Source organism: Faecalibacterium sp. i25-0019-C1, from assembly GCF_042854225.1.
Lineage (GTDB): Bacteria > Bacillota > Clostridia > Oscillospirales > Ruminococcaceae > Faecalibacterium > Faecalibacterium taiwanense.
The window spans coordinates 2,558,476-2,577,563 of the sequence record NZ_AP031428.1; the positions used below are offsets into that span (position 1 = coordinate 2,558,476).

Here is a 19,088-nt window from a genome sequence, read left to right on the forward strand (position 1 = left end):
GTTGTTCCTCCTGATCAATTTCTATTTGATTCATAACATCCTGATAAATCACAAAAAGAGGTGTTTTTATGACAATGGCAAAGAAGCTCCCACTTTTAGCACCTTCCATTCATACGTTTGAAGTGAATGGAACGTATACCGATTGCGAAGCAAAGCGCACTATATTTATGGCAATTCAAAAAATGGTATCCGCTGGAAAATACTATCGGATTCCGTATCATGGCTCCTCGAAAAAAGGCTACTCTTATAAAAGAAAAGATGGTGGTTTGAACATCACATTGGCAGATTATCCAGATTTTAAGAAGCGATACATAACGTTATCTGGTGTGAACCTCGCTCGAATCGCAGGTGATCCATCTCGTTTAAGTTTAACAGATTTATCGCCAGAAGGTTTGGCCATGCAAGAGCAGGCATTTCTGGATGAATTGGAGCAGCTTGGACTCCTTGAAATTGAGGATTCTGTTAAATGGAAAATGCACCGGTTGGATATTACACAAGACTTCTATGTGAAATGCGATCCCTCGCTGATGGTAAAAATCATTCGTTATTCAGGAAGCGTTGACCCGTACAGGAAAGGTCGCGCACTGCACTATAACCAGCACAATGAGATCCGAAGCTGTAAATTTGAAAAAACGTGGTACGATTTTGCACTCTATGACAAGCATCAGCAGCTCTTGAATTGCGAAAAGGAGAGCTATCCGATTTCTCCAGACGATTTGGAGCGCTCAAAAAATCTGGTTCGATATGAAATACAATTAAAGCGCCCCAGTCTGAAAGAATTTGAACACGATAAGTTGGAATCGAAATCTTCAAAGTTCCAGTTTGGAAATCATGCGCTGTTTCATTATTTTGATAAAATCAGTGATGATATTCCGCTCTTTCTATATCGGTATGCCGTCGATTATTTTGGCAAGCATTCGTGGTATAACGTTCCAACTGCCCTGAAAGCCGTACAAATAAGCAACCTTGATGACGATACCAAAGAACTTGTCAGTGCGTATATCGAAGCGCAGGATGAGCCGGAACCGACCGATAAGATATTCATCATGCATTTTGTATAAGTTCGTTTTATTGCCTTCTTCCCGAATTTCAAAATCTAGTTCTTCTAGTTGCAAGGCAATTCTCTCATCCAAAAGTTTTACTATATCATTCGTACAATTGACACTACATTCTCTTCGTATTATAGCTATCTCATCTTCCAACGACGTTGGTATCACTGATTTTTCTCTGCTATCATCCAATACTCCTGCTTCTACAGCTTGTAGCCAAACATTTATTATGCATTTCTTCCAACAACATCCTACTATTAAGTCAAACCATTCTTCATCAAATTCATCCCCTGCCATTTTCTTCCGATCTTCTATATATGCCCACGTCAGATTTAATGATTCTAATGCATCTTTGGTTTTGGCTAATTCTCCTTCAAATAATTCCTTCCATCGCCTTTCAACAGTTTTTTGTTTTATTCCTATTGCAGGGTTCTCAATCAATGAATCAAAGCCGTCTCTAATCAAATTTTTCAGCCATTCACTTGCTTCATAATTCCTTTCGTTCTTTATTAACCACAAAATATCGTCATTGTCGGCTCTATCTTCATTGCACCAAAGCAAATACATAAAAAATTCCGCATTTGCTGAAGTCACATAAAATCGTCCTTTTGATTGACTTTTTTGTCTGAGCAGCTCATGTGCATTGATACTTTTCGATTTCATTGGAATTGATCCAACGACTGTGTCAATTGCATAATAAAGACGCTTTCGAAGCGATCTCATAAATTCCGTTTCATCTGTTTCTTCTAATACACCTCGATTGTCTAGATAATTCATTACCATTTTGCGTGTTATTAATTTACTTTTTTCTCCACTTTTACCTACTATTTTTCTGGATTTTTCATCAGAAATATCATAATCATCCACAATCCACTGTAATATTGCTTGGTCAAGTGATATATCGTTCCTTGAACTACTTTTTTTCTTTCCTTTATTTTCCATAATCTTTCTTCTACAATCTGCAAAAAACAAAACCCTCCCCGGCAAAACCATTCAGTTTCACCGGGGAGGGTTTTATCATACGCTTATCTTCCCATGTTTTGCAGGATTAGTGCATCTTCATGCAACAATCTTACTTTCTGGGATTTTTGATAGCAGCCTGAGCAGCAGCCAGACGTGCGATAGGCACACGGAAGGGAGAGCAGCTGACGTAGTCCAGACCGACATTGTGGCAGAACTCCACGCTCGTGGGGTCGCCGCCGTGCTCGCCGCAGATGCCCAGACCCAGATCGGGACGGGTCTCGCGGCCGTCGTGGGCAGCCATCTTGACCAGCTTGCCAACGCCGATCTGATCCAGATGCTGGAACGGATCGCTCTCGTAGATCTTGTTCTCGTAGTATGCGCCCAGGAACTTGGCGGCATCATCACGGCTGAAGCCGAAGGTCATCTGGGTCAGGTCGTTGGTGCCGAAGCTGAAGAACTCGGCTTCCTTGGCGATCTCGCCGGCAGTCAGGGCTGCACGGGGGATCTCGATCATGGTACCGACCTGATACTTCATATCAACGCCTGCAGCAGCGATCAGTTCGTCTGCGACCTTGACCACAACGTCCTTGACGAACTTCAGCTCCTTGACCTCGCCAACCAGCGGGATCATGATGTGCGGGGTGATCACATGGCCGGTCTCAGCAGAGACGTTCAGAGCAGCCTTGATCACAGCGCGGGTCTGCATCGCAGCGATCTCAGGGTAGGTAACAGCCAGACGGCAGCCACGGTGACCCATCATGGGGTTGAACTCGTGCAGAGAAGTAACCACGTTCTTCAGGTCATCAAAGGTCATGCCCATATCGGCAGCCAGCTCCTTGATGTCCTCGTCCTTGGTGGGCAGGAACTCGTGCAGAGGCGGATCCAGATAGCGAATGGTCATCGGGCGCTCACCCATGATGCGGTACATGGCCTCGAAGTCACCCTGCTGGAACGGCTCGACCTTGGCCAGAGCAGCTTCGCGCTCTTCCACGGTACGTGCGCAGATCATCTCACGCACAGCCTTGATGCGATCCTCTGCGAAGAACATGTGCTCGGTACGGCACAGGCCGATGCCCTCAGCACCCAGATCCACTGCCTGCTGTGCGTCGCGCGGGTTATCAGCGTTGGTCATGACCAGCAGCTGACGAGCAGCGTCTGCCCAGCCCATGAAGCGGTTGAAGTTCTTATTGCCGGTAGCGGCCACGGTAGCGACCTGCTCGCCGTAGATGTTGCCGGTAGAGCCGTCGATGGAGATCCAGTCACCCTCGGCGAACTTGTGGCCATTGATCTCGAAGGTCTTTGCTTCCTCGTCGATCTTGACCTCGTTGTCATTGCCGCAGCCGGAGACACAGCAGGTGCCCATACCACGGGCAACAACGGCTGCGTGGCTGGTCATGCCGCCGCGGACGGTCAGGATGCCCTGAGAGACCTGCATGCCCACGATATCCTCGGGGCTGGTCTCCAGACGGACCAGAACGACCTTCTTCATCTTGCCGGACTTGACCATCTCCTCTGCCTCTTCAGCAGTAAAGACGATCTGGCCACAGGCAGAACCGGGAGAAGCTGCCAGACCCTTGCCGACGACCTCGGCGGCCTTCAGGGCAGCGGCGTCGAACTGGGGATGCAGCAGGGTATCCAGCTGCTTGGGCTCCACGCGCAGGACAGCTTCCTGCTCGGTGATCATGCCCTCGTCCACCAGATCACATGCGATCTGCAGAGCAGCCTGAGCGGTACGCTTGCCGTTACGGGTCTGCAGCATGTACAGATGGCCGTCCTCGATGGTGAACTCCATATCCTGCATATCGCGGAAGTAGTTCTCCAGACGGGTAGCGATCTCGACAAACTGATCGTACACCTCAGGCATCTGATCCTTCAGGTGGCTGATGGGAGAAGGAGTGCGCACGCCGGCCACAACGTCCTCGCCCTGTGCATTGATCAGGTACTCGCCCATCAGCTTCTTAGCGCCGGTGGCGGGGTCACGGGTGAATGCAACGCCGGTGCCGGAGCGGTCGCCGGAGTTGCCGAATGCCATCTGCTGCACGTTGACAGCGGTGCCCCACTCGTAGGGGATCTCGTTCATCTTACGATAGACATTTGCGCGGGGGTTGTCCCAGCTGCGGAAGACGGCCTTGACAGCCTCGATCAGCTGATCACGGGGATCCTGCGGGAAGGGACGGCCTTCGTTCTCCTCGTAGATCTTCTTGAAGGTGCCGACCAGTTCCTTCAGGTCATCAGCAGTCAGGTCAACGTCGTTCTTGACGCCCTTGGCTTCCTTCATCTTGTCGATCTCGACCTCGAACAGGCTCTTCGGGACCATCATAACGACGTCCGCGAACATCTGCACAAAGCGGCGGTAGCAGTCGTATGCAAAACGGGCGTTGCCGGTCTTCTTTGCCAGACCTTCAACAGCCTCGTCGTTCAGGCCCAGGTTCAGGATGGTGTCCATCATGCCGGGCATGGACTGACGTGCGCCGGAACGGACGGAGACCAGCAGGGGGTTCTGGTTATCGCCGAACTTCTTGCCGGTGATCTCTTCCAGACCCTTGAGGTGCTCAAAGATATCAGCAGTGATCTCGTCATTGATCTGACGGCCGTCTGCATAATACTGGGTGCAGGCGTCGGTGGTGATGGTGAAACCCTGCGGCACCGGCATACCGGCTGCGGTCATTTCTGCCAGACCAGCACCCTTGCCGCCCAGAGTATTCTTCATGGTGACTTTGTCGCCGCCGAAAGCATCATTGCCTTCGCTGAAGTAGTACAGATACTTTTTGCTCATGCGTTGTTTACCTCCCATTCGTGACTGCAGCACAGCTGCACCGCAGTCTCATCGTTTGCCTTGTCTTAAAAACTCGACCGATGAACATTGTTTGTGAATGCTAAACTATTATACCAGAAAATCCATTCCTTTCCACCATGCAAAATCCCGAATTTGTCTGTTATTTTTTATGCAAATCCCTTGAAATTTGCCAAGTTTTAAGGTAGTATAGAATGGGAGAAAGTTCGAGAGGTTTTTCGTTTTCTGATGCGGATTATCCGTCTGTTGGATACAACTTTCTATCCCTATAATTTCAGCTTTTCTTTTTTGTCGGCGCAAAGCTTCTGTTGTATCCATCTTTGGATATGGATGCATCATTTTTCCGGGTCGGGCCTTATCATCCACCCGCCGGGAGCCGCCGTGCCGGAAGGGAGATCTATCGTATGGAAAATTCTGTTTCTTCTGCTGCGCTGAATGCAGCGCGTGAGCAGCTGGATGCCGCCGAAGCCGCCCGCGAGGTCATTCTGCTGCAGCACATCGCAAACGGCGTGATCATCGACAGCCGCACCGTGCAGATCGCACCGGACGTGGTCATCGCCCCGGGTGCCGTCATTCTGGCCGGTACCATCCTGCGCGGCAGAACGGTCATCGGTGCGGGCTGCATCATCGGCCCCAACACCCTCATTGAGGACAGCATCGTAGACGAGGGCAGCACCGTCAACGCCAGTCAGGTATACAGCAGCCACATCGGCCCTCACAACAACATCGGCCCCTTCACCCATGTGCGGGTGAACACCGTCACCGACTACGGCGTGCATCTGGGTGCATACGTGGAGACCAAGAACTCCAACTTTGCCCGGGGCAACACGGTGAGCCACCTGACCTATATCGGCGACAGCGATGTGGGCAAGTACTGCAACTTCGGCTGCGGCACCGTCACCTGCAACTACGACGGCAAGGATAAGTTCCGCACCCAGATCGGCGATTACTGCTTCATCGGCTGCAACACGAACCTTGTAGCCCCCGTGAAGGTGGGCGATGGTGCCTACACCGCCGCCGGCAGCACCATCACCAAGGACGTGCCCGCACAGGCGCTGGGCATCGCCCGTGACCGCCAGACCAATCTGGAGGGCTGGGCAGAGCCCAAGATGGAAGCCTACATTGCCAAAAAAAAGAAGCTGGAAGACGAGCAGAGCAAGTAAGCTGTCCGTTTTTCGCGTACAGACCGCTGCACAGGATGGCCCTGCGCGGCGGTTTTTGTTTGCAGGTGCATCTTTTTCGCTTATAATGTATATCTTTTTGCACGCGCGTATGTTATACTTAGGACTTGCATCGGACAATTTATCACAAAAAGGAAAATATAACACTCATGAATACAAATGACATCTGGCTGATCGCCGGTCTTGGCAACCCGGAAACAAAATACGACGGCACCCGCCACAATGCGGGCTATGCCGCGCTGGACTATCTGGCCGACAAGTGGGGCATTTCGGTCAGCAAAACCAAATTTGAAGGCCTGTGGGGTCAGGGCGAAGTGGACGGCCACAAGGTGGTGCTGCTCAAGCCCCTGACCTACATGAACCTTTCGGGCGACTCCATCGCCCCCACGGCGGGCTTTTTCAAGATCCCTGCCGACCACGTCATCGTTCTGTGCGACGATATCACCCAGAACCCCGGCAAGCTGCGCATCCGGCCCTCCGGCTCCGCAGGCGGACATAACGGCCTGAAGAGCATCATCGCCCGCTTGGGCGGGGAGAACTTTCCCCGCATCCGCATCGGCGTGGGTGCCAAGCCCCACCCGGACTACGACCTTGCCGCGTGGGTGCTGGGCAAGTTCCCGGCAGAGGATGCCAAGGCTCTGAGCGGCCGCTACCCCGACCTTGAGGCCGCCGCAAAGCTCATCATGGACGGCAAGCTGAGTCTGGCACAGAGCAAATATAACGGGTAAAGCGGAACGAACCCTCTCAGTCGCCTAACGGCGACAGCTCCCCCGAGGGGGGAGCTTTTCCGCATCACCCCATAAACTTTCCCTTAAATGATAAACGAAATCTCTTTGTCAAAAGCTCCCCCTTTCGGGGGAGCTGGCATCGCGCCAGCGATGACTGAGAGGGTTTCGAGAAAGGAGGTTTTTCCATGTACGAAGCCTTACTCAAGGCCACACCGGAATATCAGAAGATCGCGGCCAGCTTTGCAAAGCCTGGTCCTGCCGCGCTGTTCGGTCTGCCGCCCGCAGGCCGTGCCCTGCTGTACGCCGCGCTGCAAAAAGACCTTTGCCGGGTGCTGTGCATCGTGACCCCCGGCGAGGCCGAGGCCACCCACTTTGCGGACGACCTCAAGGCACTGGGGCTTGCCGCTGCGGTGTTCCCGCCCCGGGACTTTATGCTGCGCCCAGTGGAGGGCGCGGGCCGCGAGTACGAGTACCGCCGCCTTTCGGTGCTGGGTTCCCTCGCAGGCGGGCGGCTGAACGCGGTCTGCGTGCCCGCCGAAGCGCTGTTGCAGTACACCGTGCCCCGGGATGAATTTTTAAAGAACACTCTTACCCTCAAACCCGGCATGGTGTACAACCGTGAGGGGCTTGTGGCCCGGCTGTTCGCCGCCGGGTATGTGCGGCGCAGTCAGGTGGACGGCCCAGGACAGTTCAGTGTGCGCGGCGATATCGTGGATATCTATGCGCCGGATATGCGCCAGCCTGCCCGCGTGGAGTACTGGGACGACGAGATCGATTCCATTTCCTCCTTCGACCTGCTCACCCAGCGGCGGGACAGCGCACTGGAAAAGATCTATCTTTCCCCTGCCCGCGAGGTGCTGTTCGGCGATACCGCCGAGACTGCCGAGGCCCTGCGTGCCGCCATCAAAAAGGCACGCGGTCGGCACCGCACCGCACTGGAAAAGGCCACGGAAGCCGACCTTGCTCAGCTGGACTCCGGCCTGATGCCGGAAGCCATGGATAAATACTACGGCCTGCGCTATCCGAGCCCGGCCACCCTGCTGGATCATCTGGACACACCGCTGTTCATTCTGGACGAGGTGGGCGGCATCCGGGATGCCCAGAAGGCCACCGAGTTCCGTCGCAGCGAAGAGCTGACCGGCCTGTTGGAAGAGGGTGTGCTCTGTCCCGGGCTGGATGTACTCTACCAGACCATGGACGACCTTGCCGCTGCCGCCCAGAAGCAGAGCACCCTGCTGTGCGAGAACTTCCTGCGCGGCATGAACGAATTTAAGCTGAAAGACCTCATCAACGCCGAGGCCTTTGCCGCCCCCAACTGGAACGGCGACCTTGTCTCCCTGCGAGAAGACCTTGACCCGCTCATTGCGCAGGGCTATGCCGTCACCTTGTTCTCCGGCACGCCCAAGGGTGCCGCCGCCCTCACCCGCGACCTTGCCGACAAGGGCTACTCCGTGAGCATGAGCCGGGATGTGCGGCCCACAAAAGGCATCGTACAGGTGCTGCCGGGTCATCTGACCGCCGGGTGCACCTTCCCGTTTGCCCATGCGGCGGTGCTGTCCAGCCGCAGGCACGGTCTGGAGGAAGAGACCGCCGCCGAGACCAAAAAGCGCAAAAAGAACAAAAACGCCCTTTCCAGCCTTTCGGACATCAAGCCCGGGGACTATGTGGTGCACCAGAGCCACGGCATTGGCATGTATGCGGGCATCCAGCGGCTGGAAGTGCAGGGTGCCACGAAAGATTACCTGAAGGTGCAGTACTCCGGCTCGGATGTGCTGTATGTTCCGGTGACCCAGCTGGACCTGCTGAGCCGCTACACCGCCCCCGGCGACGAGGAAAAGGTAAAGCTGGCAAAGCTGGGCGGTGCCGAGTGGCAGCGTACCCGCGCCAAGGTAAAAAAAGCCACCGAGGAGATGGCGCAGGAACTGATCGAGCTCTACGCCCGCCGCCGCCAGGCCACCGGCTACGCCTTCCCGCCGGACGGCGACTGGCAGCGGGACTTTGAGACCCGCTTTGACTACGACGAGACCGACGACCAGCTGAACGCCACCGCCGAGATCAAGCAGGACATGGAAAAGGGCTGGCCCATGGACCGCCTGCTGTGCGGCGACGTGGGCGTGGGCAAGACCGAAGTGGCCCTGCGCGCCGCCTTCAAGTGCGTGATGGGCGGCAAGCAGTGCGCCATCCTTGCCCCCACCACCCTGCTGGCGTGGCAGCACTACAACACCATTCTTTCCCGCATGGAAGCTTTTCCCGTAAAGGTGGAGATGATGTCCCGCTTCCGCACCGCAAAACAGCAGAAGGAGACCCTCCGGGGCCTGCAGTCGGGCAGTGTGGACATCGTGGTGGGCACCCACCGGCTGCTGTCCAAGGACGTGAAGTTCCATGACCTTGGCCTTGTCATCATCGATGAGGAGCAGCGCTTCGGTGTGAAGCACAAGGAAAAGCTCAAGGAGAACTTCATCGGGGTGGACATGCTCACCCTGTCGGCCACTCCCATCCCCCGCACGCTGAACATGGCCATGAGCGGAATCCGGGACCTTTCCACCATCGAGCAGCCGCCCATCGAGCGCCAGCCCGTGGAGACCTTTGTGCTGGAATACAACGACGTGATCCTTGCCGAAGCCATGAAGAAGGAGCTTGCCCGGGGCGGGCAGGTGTACTACCTGCACAACCGGGTGGACAACATCGAAGCCTGCGCCGCCCATGTGAGCAAGCTGGTGCCCGGCGCACGCATCGGCATTGCCCACGGCAAGATGACCGAGGAAGAGCTGAACCCCGTGTGGCAGCATCTGCTGAACGGCGAGATCGATATTCTGGTGTGCACCACCCTCATCGAGACCGGCATCGACGTGCGCAACTGCAACACCCTCATCATCGAGGATGCCGACCGCATGGGCCTTGCCCAGCTGTACCAGATCAGAGGCCGGGTGGGCCGCTCCGGCCGCAAGGCCTATGCCTACTTCACCTTCCGGCGAGACAAGACTCTGACCGATATCGCCCAGAAGCGGCTCTCCGCTATCCGGGAGTTCACGGCCTTCGGCTCCGGCTTCCGCATCGCCATGCGGGATCTGCAGATCCGGGGTGCGGGCAGTCTTCTGGGCCACAGCCAGCACGGCCACATGGAGGCCGTGGGCTACGACCTCTACGTGAAGATGCTGGGGCAGGCCATCGCCCGGGCCAAGGGCGAACCTGTCCGGCGGGACAAGAGCGAATGCCTTGTGGACCTGCGGGTGGATGCCTTCATCCCGGAGAAATATATCGCAGACGGCCCGGGCCGCATTGAAGCTTATAAGCGCATTGCCGCCATCCAGACGGCAGAGGATGCCGCCGATGTGCTGGACGAGCTCATCGACCGCTACGGAGACCCGCCGCCCTCGGTGAGCGATCTGGTGAACGTGTCGCTGGTACGCGTGCAGGCCAGCACTGTGGGCGTGACCGAAGTGACCCAGAAAAAGGACACCCTCACCCTGCAGCTGGAAAGTCTGGAGCTGCCCATGATCCGGGGCCTGCTGGTGGCCTTCAATGGCCGCGTCACCGCCGGTGCAGGCAACCGGCCCTATCTCTCGGTCACCCTGCAGCCCGACGAAAAGCCGCTGGAGCTGCTGCAAAGCATCCTCAAGGCGATGGCAGAGATCCTTGCCTCCGCCGAGCAAAAATAAACATCATAGGAGCATTGCCATGAAAAAGAAACTTCTCGCGCTGATCTGCGCACTTGCACTGGTGTTCAGCCTTGTGGGCTGCACCATTTCCGCCCCGGACACCGTGGGCAGCATCGGTGATTTTGAGATCACCTCCGGCATGTATCTGCTGGCACAGTACGGTGCTTACCAGCAGGCCGCCCAGCTTGCCGGCACCGATCAGGACGCCACCGACGTAAAAGCCTTCCTGAAAGAGACCATCACCACCGACTCTGACAGCGGCGAGACCGCAGTTGTGAGCGACTATGTGGCCCAGAAAACGCAGGAAACGTTGGAAACGCTGGCCGCTGTGGATGCCCGCTTCAAGGCGCTGGGCGGTGAGCTGACTGCAGAGCAGCTTTCCACTGCCGACCGTTATGCCCAGCAGATGATGGACCAGTACGGCGACACCTACACCGCCAACGGCATTGGTCTGGAGACCGTCAAGGCATATGAACGTCTGCAGGTGGAGCACACCGCCCTGCTGGATATGGTCTACGGCCCGGACGGCGAGACCCCAGTGGAGGACGACGAGCTGACCAGCCATCTGGACGACAGCATGTATGAGATCTGCTACATCAGCATCCCGCTGTACAATACCAGCACCTATGCCTTTGCGGACGATGACCAGAAGGCCGAGATGCTCAAGCTGGCACAGGCCGCTGCCGACAGCGTCAATGCTGCAGGCGGCGAGACGGTCTCGGATCAGGTGAGTGCCCTGCATGAGGCCGCACAGAATGCCCTGCCGGACATCTACGCTGTGCTGGACGGCGAAACTTCCGACGACAGCGCCAGCGTCCAGACCGAGCTGCTGACCGAGAGTGATGTTGCTTCGGCCTTTACGCAGGATGGCGCAGCCGATGCTCTGCGCAGCCTTTCCTACGGCGAAGCCGCTGCCGTGCAGATCAACAGCCACACCCTGCTCCTGATGGTGCGTGTAGACCCGCTGAGCGTTTCTTCGCTGGACGACCTGCGCAGCCAGATCCTGAGCGATATGAAGGGCGGCGAGCTGGACGACGCACTGGCCGCAGGCGGTGCAGAGCTGGCACACGATCTGGACAGCTCTGCCATGAACAAGCTGCCCGCCAAAAAGATCGTGAACAACAGCGCCAACAGCTGAGAGTTGCTGTAACATAAAACTCCCTCAGTCATCGCTGCGCGATGACTGAGGGAGTTTTTTCTTTCACCGCGTCACTTTTGCGAACTCTGCGGCAAGGGCAGCATTCACCGAGCGGACGGCATTGGCATCCGGCTTGATCTCGGCCCGGTCATAGGTAAACAGACCGTTCACCTCATCTTCCACATCCGTCAGCTGGGTGTACACCAGCGCCGAGAGTCCTTTTTTGAGCTGCGGCAGCACCGTGCCCAATTGCAGCTTTTTGCAGCGGGCGGTCAGGTCTGCGCGGCTCTTGACCGTGCCGTAGCCGTAGGTTTTGCCCGGTGCTTCGTGCCCCGGCATGGGCCATGCAATGCCGCCGTATTCACTCAGGGCCACGGTACGGCTTCCGGGCTTTACATGCAGCGGATAGAAATAGTTGTGGATGGAGCACACATCTCCGCCGCCCTGATCATACCAGCCGCTGGCCTCGTCCACAAGGCGGGTATCGTCCAGCGTGCGGATGGCCTGCACTGCCCCGGCCGCATCAAACTGGCCCCAGCCTTCGTTGAAGGGTACCCAGCAGCCGATGCACGGATGGCAGCGCAGGGCTTCCACGGTGGCTTGCAGCTCTTTGCGGTATGTTTCCCGGCTGGATGCTTTTCCGCGGCTCAGCAGGCCCCAGAGCGGCTCTGCGTCGGGCAGGCGGCGCACAAGGGGCTGCAGCACATTGGTCAGGTAGGTGACGAACCACAGGTTGTATCTGCTGCCGCCGTTCACCATGTCCTGCCAGACCACAAGGCCCAGCCTGTCGCAGTGGTAGTACCAGCGCTGCGGCTCGATCTTGGCGTGCTTGCGCAGCAGGTTGAATCCCAGCGCTTTCACCTCGCTCAGCTCCCGCTCCACCGCTGCATCGGAAGGCGGGGTATACAGGCCCTGCGGCCAGTAGCCCTGGTCCAGCAGGCCGTTGAGCAGGATGGGCTTTCCGTTCAGGCAGAAGCGCAGCACGCCCCGCGCATCCGGCTCACAGCTCCACTTGCGCAGGGCAAAGTAGCTGTGCACGGTGTCGAACTGTTCCTCTCCTCCCTGCGTGGTGCCCACGGTCAGGTCATACAAAAACGGGGTATCCGGGCTCCACGGAAAGAAATGTTCCTCCGGGATGTTCAGCGTCACCTCGCCGTCCCGGTCCGCTTCGTCGCTGCCCCAGTCCTCGGCAATGGTCACGCCCCCGGCCCGCACCACGGCCCACAGGTTCACTGCACCTCCGGGCATGGAAGTATGGGCTTTCACGGTCACGGTGCGGGCATCGTAGTCCGGCGTGACCGTGAGCGACTGGATGTAGTTTTCCGGCACACGCTCCAGCCAGACCGTCTGCCAGATGCCGCTCTGGGCCGGATAGAACATGCCGCCGGGCTTCAGGGTCTGCTTGCCCCGGGCCTGCGTACCGCTGTCCGTGGGGTCCTGCACGGCCACCCACAGGCTGTTGCGGCCCGTATCGTTGAGCTGGGCGGTGACATCCAGTGTGAAGGGCCAGTAGCCGCCCCGATGGCCGCCCACCAGATGACCGTTCACCTGCACCGCACAGGCATCGTCCACCGCGCCGAAGTGCAGCAGCACCCGACCCCCTTCTCCCGGAGGGGGAGCAAAGGTGCAGTGGTAGTGCAGCCACTGGCCGGGCTGCAGGGTGCGGCCCACGCCGGAGGCCTTTGTTTCCGGAGAGTAGGGCACCAGAATGCTGCCGTCCCACGCAGCGGGGTATTCTGCCGTCTGAGTAATGGCGTACTTCCACAGGCCGTTCAGGTTCTCATAGCTGTCCCGGCGCATAGCCGGGCGAGGATATTCCGGGAGTGGGTGCATGGTTTCACCGCCTTTGATTTGTTGGTTTCATTCTAGCACAGGGCGGGTGGCTTGTATAGACTGAGCAGCAACGATTTGGAATTGCCGCCGCGTTCGCTTTGGACGAGTTGTGGCACCCAGCGTCTGCTGGCCACGGCCCCACGCGATTACGCTCTGCACCGGAAGCATTTTCCACATACAAAAAGGCTGCTGCACCAAATGGCGCAGCAGCCTTTGCTTTTGCAATGATAAAACAGAAAACCAGAAGTCAGAGCTTACTCTTCGTCCTCATCCTCGTCATCCTCTTCGTCATCATCGTCCTCTTTCGGCTTATAGAAGATGCCGCTCAGGAGAATGCTGATGAAGTACAGCAGCACCATGGGGCCGGCCACCATGCACTGAGACACGATATCCGGCGGGGTGACAACAGCCGCGATGAAGAAGATGATCACGATGGCAACGCCGCGCACCTGCTTGAGCAGCTGCGGGTTGATAATGCCCATCTTGGACAGGATGATGGTGATCAGAGGCATCTCAAACACGCAGCCAAAAATGATGAACATGGTCAAGCAGAGGTTGACATAGCTCTCGATACTGGTGGTGGTCTGGATGTACTCGGCACCCTCGATGCCGGTGCTGAGGAAACGCAGCATGAAGGGCATCATGAGCTTGTAGGCGAACAGCACGCCCACGCAGAACAGGATAAGGCCCAGCAGCATGACCAGCTTGAAGAAGGTGCTCTCGCTCCGTTTCAGACCCGGCCTTGCAAATGCATAGATGTGGTAGAACGCCACCGGCACAGTGACCACCACGCCTGCCAGAATGGAGACGCGGAAATACTGCATCAGCTTTTCCTGCGGGGCAATGGAAACAAACTCGTAATAGTCGCGGCCCATGGCAGTGAGCAGATCGATCAGACGGTCGGCGTATGCCAGCGAGACCACAACACCCACCACGAACACCACCGCGCAGATGATCAGCCTGTTCCGCAGTTCTTTCAGATGGCCGGTCAGCGTCATGCTGCCGTCCTCTGCCATGACTTCGGCTTTTTTCTTTTTGCGCTTAACGTTCGTAGCCACAATTACTCCTCGTCTTCGTCCTTCTTGGAAACCTTCTTCTCGGTCTTCTCCTCGGAATCATCGGAGCCTTCCTCGTCCTCCATGCCCTTCTTGAAGCCGTTGATGGTCTTACCGAACATCTTGCCCAGCTTCGGCAGGTTCTTGGGTCCAAAGATCAGCAGAGCGACGACCAGAATGATCAGCAGTTCGTTAGTACCAATACGCATAATAAAAATCTCCTTTTTACTTTGCCGCGCCGCGTGGCGGGCTTATTGCATGTATCAGGCAACCGCGGGCGCGGGTGCATCCAGTAAGTAATCAGTCCTTCGGCAGAACATCATTCTGACGAGGGTCTTCCTCCACCGGTTCGGCCGCAGGAGCAGCCTCGGCAGCTTCCTGTGCGGGAGCCGCTTCCTCAGCAGGCTCGGCCTTTTCCTCTGCGGGTGCAGCGGCAGGCTCAGCCTTTTCAACCGGGGCAGTGGGTTCTTCGGCCTTTTCGGCAGGTGCAGCGGTCTCCTCAGCGGGAGCGCTCTCCTCTGCCTTGGCGGCAGGTGCAGCGTCCTCTTCCAGCTCTTCCACCGGCTCCTCGGTCAGCTCGGTCACTTCCTCGGCAGCTTCTGCCTTGGCAGCTTCCTCCTTGCTGGTCTTGCCGATACCGGTAAAGCTCTTGGTCACATCCTTGACGCTGTTGTCGATATCCTTCTTGATATCGGTCAGCGGGGCAACGGCTTCCTTCAGGGGAGCCTGGATCTCATTCAGCGGCTCCACAACGTTCTTCTGGATCTCCTCAGAAGCAGCGCCGGTGTACTTTTTCAGTTCACGCAGCATCTTGCCGATCTTCTTTGCGTAGACGGGCAGCTGATCCGGGCCGATGAACACGAACGCCACGATCACGATGACGACAAGTTCCCAAAAACCAATTTTCATACTAACTCGTTTCCTTTCCTGTGCGGCGGGACGTTTTCCGGGGCCGACGCACCTGCATTGCAGTGCGTGCCGCGAACCGTTCTTTGCCCTGTTCTTCGTCCGTTTCCGTGGGAGTTCGGCGCTCTTTGCGCCTGTGTTGCCCTACTTATACCGAAAAGTGGTGAACTCATTCTGAACAATATATGAATTTTTCATGAACGAGTGCATATTCAGGGCATTTTTGTAAACAAATAATATTTTACACTTGCTTTATTACATTTTGGATAGGATACAACAGCGTCGGCTATTTAAAACAGCCTGTTCCCACGGCTCAAAAGTCATGCCAACGCTTTTCGCAGTACATCCGGGCTGACAGAGCACATAAGGTTGTAGGCATTCAGCACATCCGTGATAGCCTGACGATCTTCATTTGTTATTGTATAATCATACGACTTCATAACGCGCCCATAATTCACATTGCTAAATCTGACGATTGCTTCTTTTGCGTTCAGTATATTCATAAACATGTTGTAGTCATTATCCGTTGCAATACGTGTTCCTGTTTCTACTGCCACAGTCTTATTTTTAATTTTTTCCTCACCGGCATCTGTTATAGGAAAGTCCCCATAGTAATATTCATATTTGTTTTCCCCCGCTCTTACTTTTACAACATTCATCCACAAATGTTCTTCGCCTATATATTCAACTGCCATTGCTAATAACGGTTGATCATATTGTTCAACAAAAATAATTGCCGGTGCCATTACAGATTGTCCTACTGATTCATTGTTTACTGTATATGGACTCACCATCACTATACTGTTTTCCACCTTATCATGGTCAATGTTCAGCTTTGCCAGCGCATCCTTGATGCCAAGAATCTGCTGTGCTTCGGCCAGCACATCAAAATTTGACACGCCCGCTTTAGAAGCATCGTCTAACTGGTTATAAGCATTGACAGCCTTTTCGACTGCACTGCGGTTCTCGCGCGTGACTGTCCCGATCTGTGCAATCAGCGTTTCCACTTCCTGCACCGAAGGCACTGCCGCAAAAGCCCCCATTGGCATTACCATCAGCATTATCAGCACTGTTACAAGGATCGCTGAAATTTTTCTCCGCATTCTTATCTCCTCCTATTCACGATTCAACTTCTGTATACGAAATATCTGCAAGTGCTTTTGCACGCACCTTCTCACTGGCATTCAGATACAGGTAATACGCATTCAACACATCTGTGATAGCCTGTCTATCTTCTTCCGGCATTTCGCATTCTACGAAAACCGGCTTTGCGGTGTTGTATTTTGCGAATGTCAGACCAACTTCATCCGATTCCACAATATCCACTAATGCATCCAAGTCATCTTCTGTCGCAAGGCGAAATGCAGCCTCTTCTGTTTTTTCATCGCCATTCGGAGATATTGTCAGCTTGTCCTTCTGAACATCAGTTATAAACGTTGTGTTTCCATAGGTGTATCTATAGTTATCCGTATCAATTTCAACCGTATCCATATCCAGATACGTATCACCTATGTAATCAAACCCTATACATGCTATTGGGTCCACCGACGGACCAAAAACATAAACAACTGGGACAATGCAGCTTTTTCCCTGTTTTTCGTTATTTTCGCAATTGGGGCTTACCCCCATCAGAGCATCACCGCCGTCAAATTCTTCATAATAGAAATTAACTGCATTCAGCGCATCTTGAAGTTCTTTTACCTGCTGTTCTTCGTCTGCCGCAATCTGTTTTGTTTCATCTTCTTTCTCACGAAGTATCTCATAGGGCTGTTTTTCTTCCGCTGTGCTTTCGCTTACAGCCGTACTTTTTACCTCGCTAGTGGAACCAGCAGACACCCCCGCAGAATTGCCACAGGAAGTAAACAGAACAATACATACACTTAACCATGCCATCGCCGCAAGTTTGCATTTTTTCATATTTCCTCCTTTTTTGAAAAGGCAACAATCTTTTCTCTATTATATCATTTTTCAATATGCTGTAAAGGATTCCCATTTCCACAAAAAAGAAGCCTGCCATCGGGCACATTGTCCAATAGCAGGCTTCCATAATGCGGGGATCAGTGGCCGCAGCTCTCGCAGTGGTCGCAGTCCTCTTCGAGCTTACCCACGATGGGTTCCGGATCGATGCCCTGACGGCGGTAGTAGTCGGACAGAGCAGCCTTGACGGCCTGCTCGGCCAGAACAGAGCAGTGCACCTTGATGGGAGGCAGACCTTCCAAAGCTTCCACAACGGCCTTGTTGGTCAGCTTGAGAGCCTCGTCGATGGTCTTGCCCTTGATGAGGTCGGTGGCCATGCTGCTGGTGGCGATGGCGGCACCGCAGCCGAAGGTGAGGAACTTGACATCCACGATCACGTTGTTCTCGATCTTCAGGTACATGCGCATGATATCGCCGCACTTGGGGTTGCCCACTTCGCCCACGCCGTTTGCGTCGGGGATCTCACCCACATTGTGCGGATTTGCAAAATGCTCCATGACCTTTGCGCTATACATGCTTGCCATAATTACTGCTCTCCCTTCAGGCTGAACTGGCGGGCCGTGTTCTGGCCCTGCAGCCACATACAACTCATAGCACGGCGGCGGGGGATCACTTCCTCCAGCACGTCGCACAGATATTTTGCTTCTTCCATGGTGTTCTGCGGGCCAAAGGTGAACCGCATGGAGCCGTGGCCGATCTCCTCAGGCACGCCGATGCTCAGCAGGACGTGGCTGGGGTCCAGACTGTCGGAGTTGCAGGCAGAGCCGGTGGAGGCGCAGATGCCGTGCATATCCAGATCCAGCAGGATGGTCTCGCCTTCCAGACCCGGGAAGCTGATGTTCACATTGTTAGGCAGACGGGGGCTGCGGCCGCCGTTCAGGCGGGCTTCCGGGATGTTCTTGAGGACGCGGTCAATGACATAATCGCGCAGCTCGCTCTCGTGGGCCATGCGCTCATCCAGATGCGCCGTGGCGATCTCCAGTGCCTTGCCCATGGCAGCAATGCCGGCCACGTTCTCGGTGCCTGCACGGTGGCGGGCCTCCTGACTGCCGCCATCGATCAGGTTCTGGGGCCATACGCCCTTGCGGCAATACAGGGCACCCATGCCCTTGGGGCCGTTGAACTTGTGGGCACTCATGGACAGCATATCCACGCCCAGCTCCTTCACATCCACGGGGATGGCACCCACAGCCTGCACCGCGTCGGTGTGCATCCACACACCGTGCTTGTGAGCGACCTCGGCGATCTCCTTGATGGGCTGGATGGTGCCGATCTCGTTGTTGGCCATCATGATGCTGACCAGCGCGGTATCGGGACGGATGGCAGCTTCCACGTCCTCGGGACGGATGTAGCCCTCGGCGGTGGGCTTGATATAGGTCACTTCAAAGCCCATGCGCTCCAGTGCAGCCATGCTGTGCATGATGGCATGATGCTCAAAAGCGCTGGTGATGAGGTGCTTTTTGTTCTGGCGTGCCTTGGTGAAGGCGGTGCCCTTTACGGCCCAGTTGTCGGCCTCGGAGCCGCAGCTGGTAAAGAAGAGCTCAGCCGGACTTGCATTGATGGCCTTTGCCACCTGCGCACGACCGGTGTCCACGAATTCCTTAGCCTCATAGCCCACACTGTAATGGCTGCTGGGGTTGCCGCAGGCACCGCTCAGGGCTTTGACCATCATTTCCAGTGCCTCGGGAGCACAGGGAGTGGTGGCAGCATTATCCAGATAAACCACTTTTTCCATGTTTTCCATAGGAATGATCCTTTCTTATTGAACGCGTCTGCAGGAGCCTTGCATGCCCTGTGCAGATGCG

14 protein-coding genes are annotated in these 19,088 nt (G+C 55.6%); 5 read left to right on the forward strand and 9 right to left on the reverse strand.

Annotated elements, in window-relative coordinates:
• The first annotated feature begins 68 nt into the window (after window positions 1–68).
• Window positions 69–1,061, forward strand: coding sequence for a hypothetical protein (locus ACGHUK_RS12585; protein WP_390574468.1), 993 nt, complete (start codon window positions 69–71; stop codon window positions 1,059–1,061).
• Between the two features lie 1,060 nt (window positions 1,062–2,121).
• Here ACGHUK_RS12585 and ppdK read toward each other — a convergent pair.
• Window positions 2,122–4,788 carry a pyruvate, phosphate dikinase gene (gene ppdK / locus ACGHUK_RS12590; protein WP_097774429.1) on the reverse strand — a complete coding sequence of 889 codons (2,667 nt, stop codon included), beginning with the start codon at window positions 4,786–4,788 and terminating at the stop codon, window positions 2,122–2,124.
• A gap of 422 nt (window positions 4,789–5,210) precedes the next feature.
• Here ppdK and ACGHUK_RS12595 point away from each other — a divergent pair, with 422 nt between their 5' ends.
• The 4 genes from ACGHUK_RS12595 (at window position 5,211) to ACGHUK_RS12610 (ending at window position 11,512) form a co-directional block, all read left to right on the forward strand.
• Entirely contained in the window at window positions 5,211–5,969 is a 759-nt protein-coding gene (locus ACGHUK_RS12595; protein WP_118526623.1) for a UDP-N-acetylglucosamine diphosphorylase, read from the forward strand.
• A 167-nt stretch (window positions 5,970–6,136) separates the two neighbouring features.
• Window positions 6,137–6,715, forward strand: coding sequence for an aminoacyl-tRNA hydrolase (pth, locus tag ACGHUK_RS12600; protein WP_097774427.1), 579 nt, complete (start codon window positions 6,137–6,139; stop codon window positions 6,713–6,715).
• Between the two features lie 185 nt (window positions 6,716–6,900).
• Window positions 6,901–10,374 carry a transcription-repair coupling factor gene (mfd, locus tag ACGHUK_RS12605; RefSeq protein ID WP_390574469.1) on the forward strand — a complete coding sequence of 1,158 codons (3,474 nt, stop codon included), beginning with the start codon at window positions 6,901–6,903 and terminating at the stop codon, window positions 10,372–10,374.
• Between the two features lie 19 nt (window positions 10,375–10,393).
• On the forward strand, window positions 10,394–11,512 hold the full coding sequence (locus ACGHUK_RS12610; protein ID WP_390574470.1) for a foldase: 1,119 nt from the start codon (window positions 10,394–10,396) through the stop codon (window positions 11,510–11,512).
• Between the two features lie 63 nt (window positions 11,513–11,575).
• On the opposite strand, the gene ACGHUK_RS12615 is transcribed toward ACGHUK_RS12610, so the two are convergent.
• The 8 genes from ACGHUK_RS12615 to ACGHUK_RS12650 form a co-directional block, all read right to left on the reverse strand.
• On the reverse strand, window positions 11,576–13,345 hold the full coding sequence (locus ACGHUK_RS12615) for a glycoside hydrolase family 2 protein (RefSeq protein WP_390574471.1): 1,770 nt from the start codon (window positions 13,343–13,345) through the stop codon (window positions 11,576–11,578).
• Window positions 13,346–13,599: 254 nt separating this feature from the next.
• Window positions 13,600–14,403, reverse strand: a complete 804-nt coding sequence (gene tatC / locus ACGHUK_RS12620; RefSeq protein ID WP_097781276.1) for a twin-arginine translocase subunit TatC — start codon at window positions 14,401–14,403, stop codon at window positions 13,600–13,602.
• A 2-nt stretch (window positions 14,404–14,405) separates the two neighbouring features.
• Window positions 14,406–14,609, reverse strand: coding sequence for a twin-arginine translocase TatA/TatE family subunit (gene tatA, locus ACGHUK_RS12625; RefSeq protein WP_097800908.1), 204 nt, complete (start codon window positions 14,607–14,609; stop codon window positions 14,406–14,408).
• A 91-nt stretch (window positions 14,610–14,700) separates the two neighbouring features.
• Entirely contained in the window at window positions 14,701–15,309 is a 609-nt protein-coding gene (locus ACGHUK_RS12630) for a twin-arginine translocase TatA/TatE family subunit (RefSeq protein WP_371289924.1), read from the reverse strand.
• A gap of 317 nt (window positions 15,310–15,626) precedes the next feature.
• Window positions 15,627–16,409: a hypothetical protein gene (locus ACGHUK_RS12635; protein WP_371289925.1), complete on the reverse strand. Its 783-nt coding sequence runs from the start codon at window positions 16,407–16,409 to the stop codon at window positions 15,627–15,629.
• Window positions 16,410–16,425: 16 nt separating this feature from the next.
• Window positions 16,426–17,223 carry a hypothetical protein gene (locus tag ACGHUK_RS12640; RefSeq protein WP_390574472.1) on the reverse strand — a complete coding sequence of 266 codons (798 nt, stop codon included), beginning with the start codon at window positions 17,221–17,223 and terminating at the stop codon, window positions 16,426–16,428.
• A gap of 140 nt (window positions 17,224–17,363) precedes the next feature.
• Window positions 17,364–17,807 carry a Fe-S cluster assembly scaffold protein NifU gene (gene nifU, locus ACGHUK_RS12645; protein WP_005937858.1) on the reverse strand — a complete coding sequence of 148 codons (444 nt, stop codon included), beginning with the start codon at window positions 17,805–17,807 and terminating at the stop codon, window positions 17,364–17,366.
• 2 nt (window positions 17,808–17,809) lie between these two features.
• On the reverse strand, window positions 17,810–19,027 hold the full coding sequence (locus ACGHUK_RS12650; protein WP_005937861.1) for a cysteine desulfurase family protein: 1,218 nt from the start codon (window positions 19,025–19,027) through the stop codon (window positions 17,810–17,812).
• Window positions 19,028–19,088: the final 61 nt, after the last annotated feature.

Excerpts from the sequence above, each read along its gene's own strand:
- ACGHUK_RS12630 (WP_371289924.1), bottom strand. The coding sequence starts at position 15,309 with ATGAAAATTGGTTTTTGGGAACTTGTCGTCATCGTGATCGTGGCGTTC.
- ACGHUK_RS12640 (WP_390574472.1), bottom strand. The coding sequence starts at position 17,223 with ATGAAAAAATGCAAACTTGCGGCGATGGCATGGTTAAGTGTATGTATT.
- ACGHUK_RS12615 (WP_390574471.1), bottom strand. The coding sequence starts at position 13,345 with ATGCACCCACTCCCGGAATATCCTCGCCCGGCTATGCGCCGGGACAGC.
- ppdK (WP_097774429.1), bottom strand. The coding sequence starts at position 4,788 with ATGAGCAAAAAGTATCTGTACTACTTCAGCGAAGGCAATGATGCTTTC.
- ACGHUK_RS12610 (WP_390574470.1), top strand. The coding sequence starts at position 10,394 with ATGAAAAAGAAACTTCTCGCGCTGATCTGCGCACTTGCACTGGTGTTC.
- nifU (WP_005937858.1), bottom strand. The coding sequence starts at position 17,807 with ATGGCAAGCATGTATAGCGCAAAGGTCATGGAGCATTTTGCAAATCCG.
- ACGHUK_RS12595 (WP_118526623.1), top strand. The coding sequence starts at position 5,211 with ATGGAAAATTCTGTTTCTTCTGCTGCGCTGAATGCAGCGCGTGAGCAG.
- ACGHUK_RS12635 (WP_371289925.1), bottom strand. The coding sequence starts at position 16,409 with ATGCGGAGAAAAATTTCAGCGATCCTTGTAACAGTGCTGATAATGCTG.
- tatA (WP_097800908.1), bottom strand. The coding sequence starts at position 14,609 with ATGCGTATTGGTACTAACGAACTGCTGATCATTCTGGTCGTCGCTCTG.
- pth (WP_097774427.1), top strand. The coding sequence starts at position 6,137 with ATGAATACAAATGACATCTGGCTGATCGCCGGTCTTGGCAACCCGGAA.
- mfd (WP_390574469.1), top strand. The coding sequence starts at position 6,901 with ATGTACGAAGCCTTACTCAAGGCCACACCGGAATATCAGAAGATCGCG.
- ACGHUK_RS12650 (WP_005937861.1), bottom strand. The coding sequence starts at position 19,027 with ATGGAAAACATGGAAAAAGTGGTTTATCTGGATAATGCTGCCACCACT.
- ACGHUK_RS12585 (WP_390574468.1), top strand. The coding sequence starts at position 69 with ATGACAATGGCAAAGAAGCTCCCACTTTTAGCACCTTCCATTCATACG.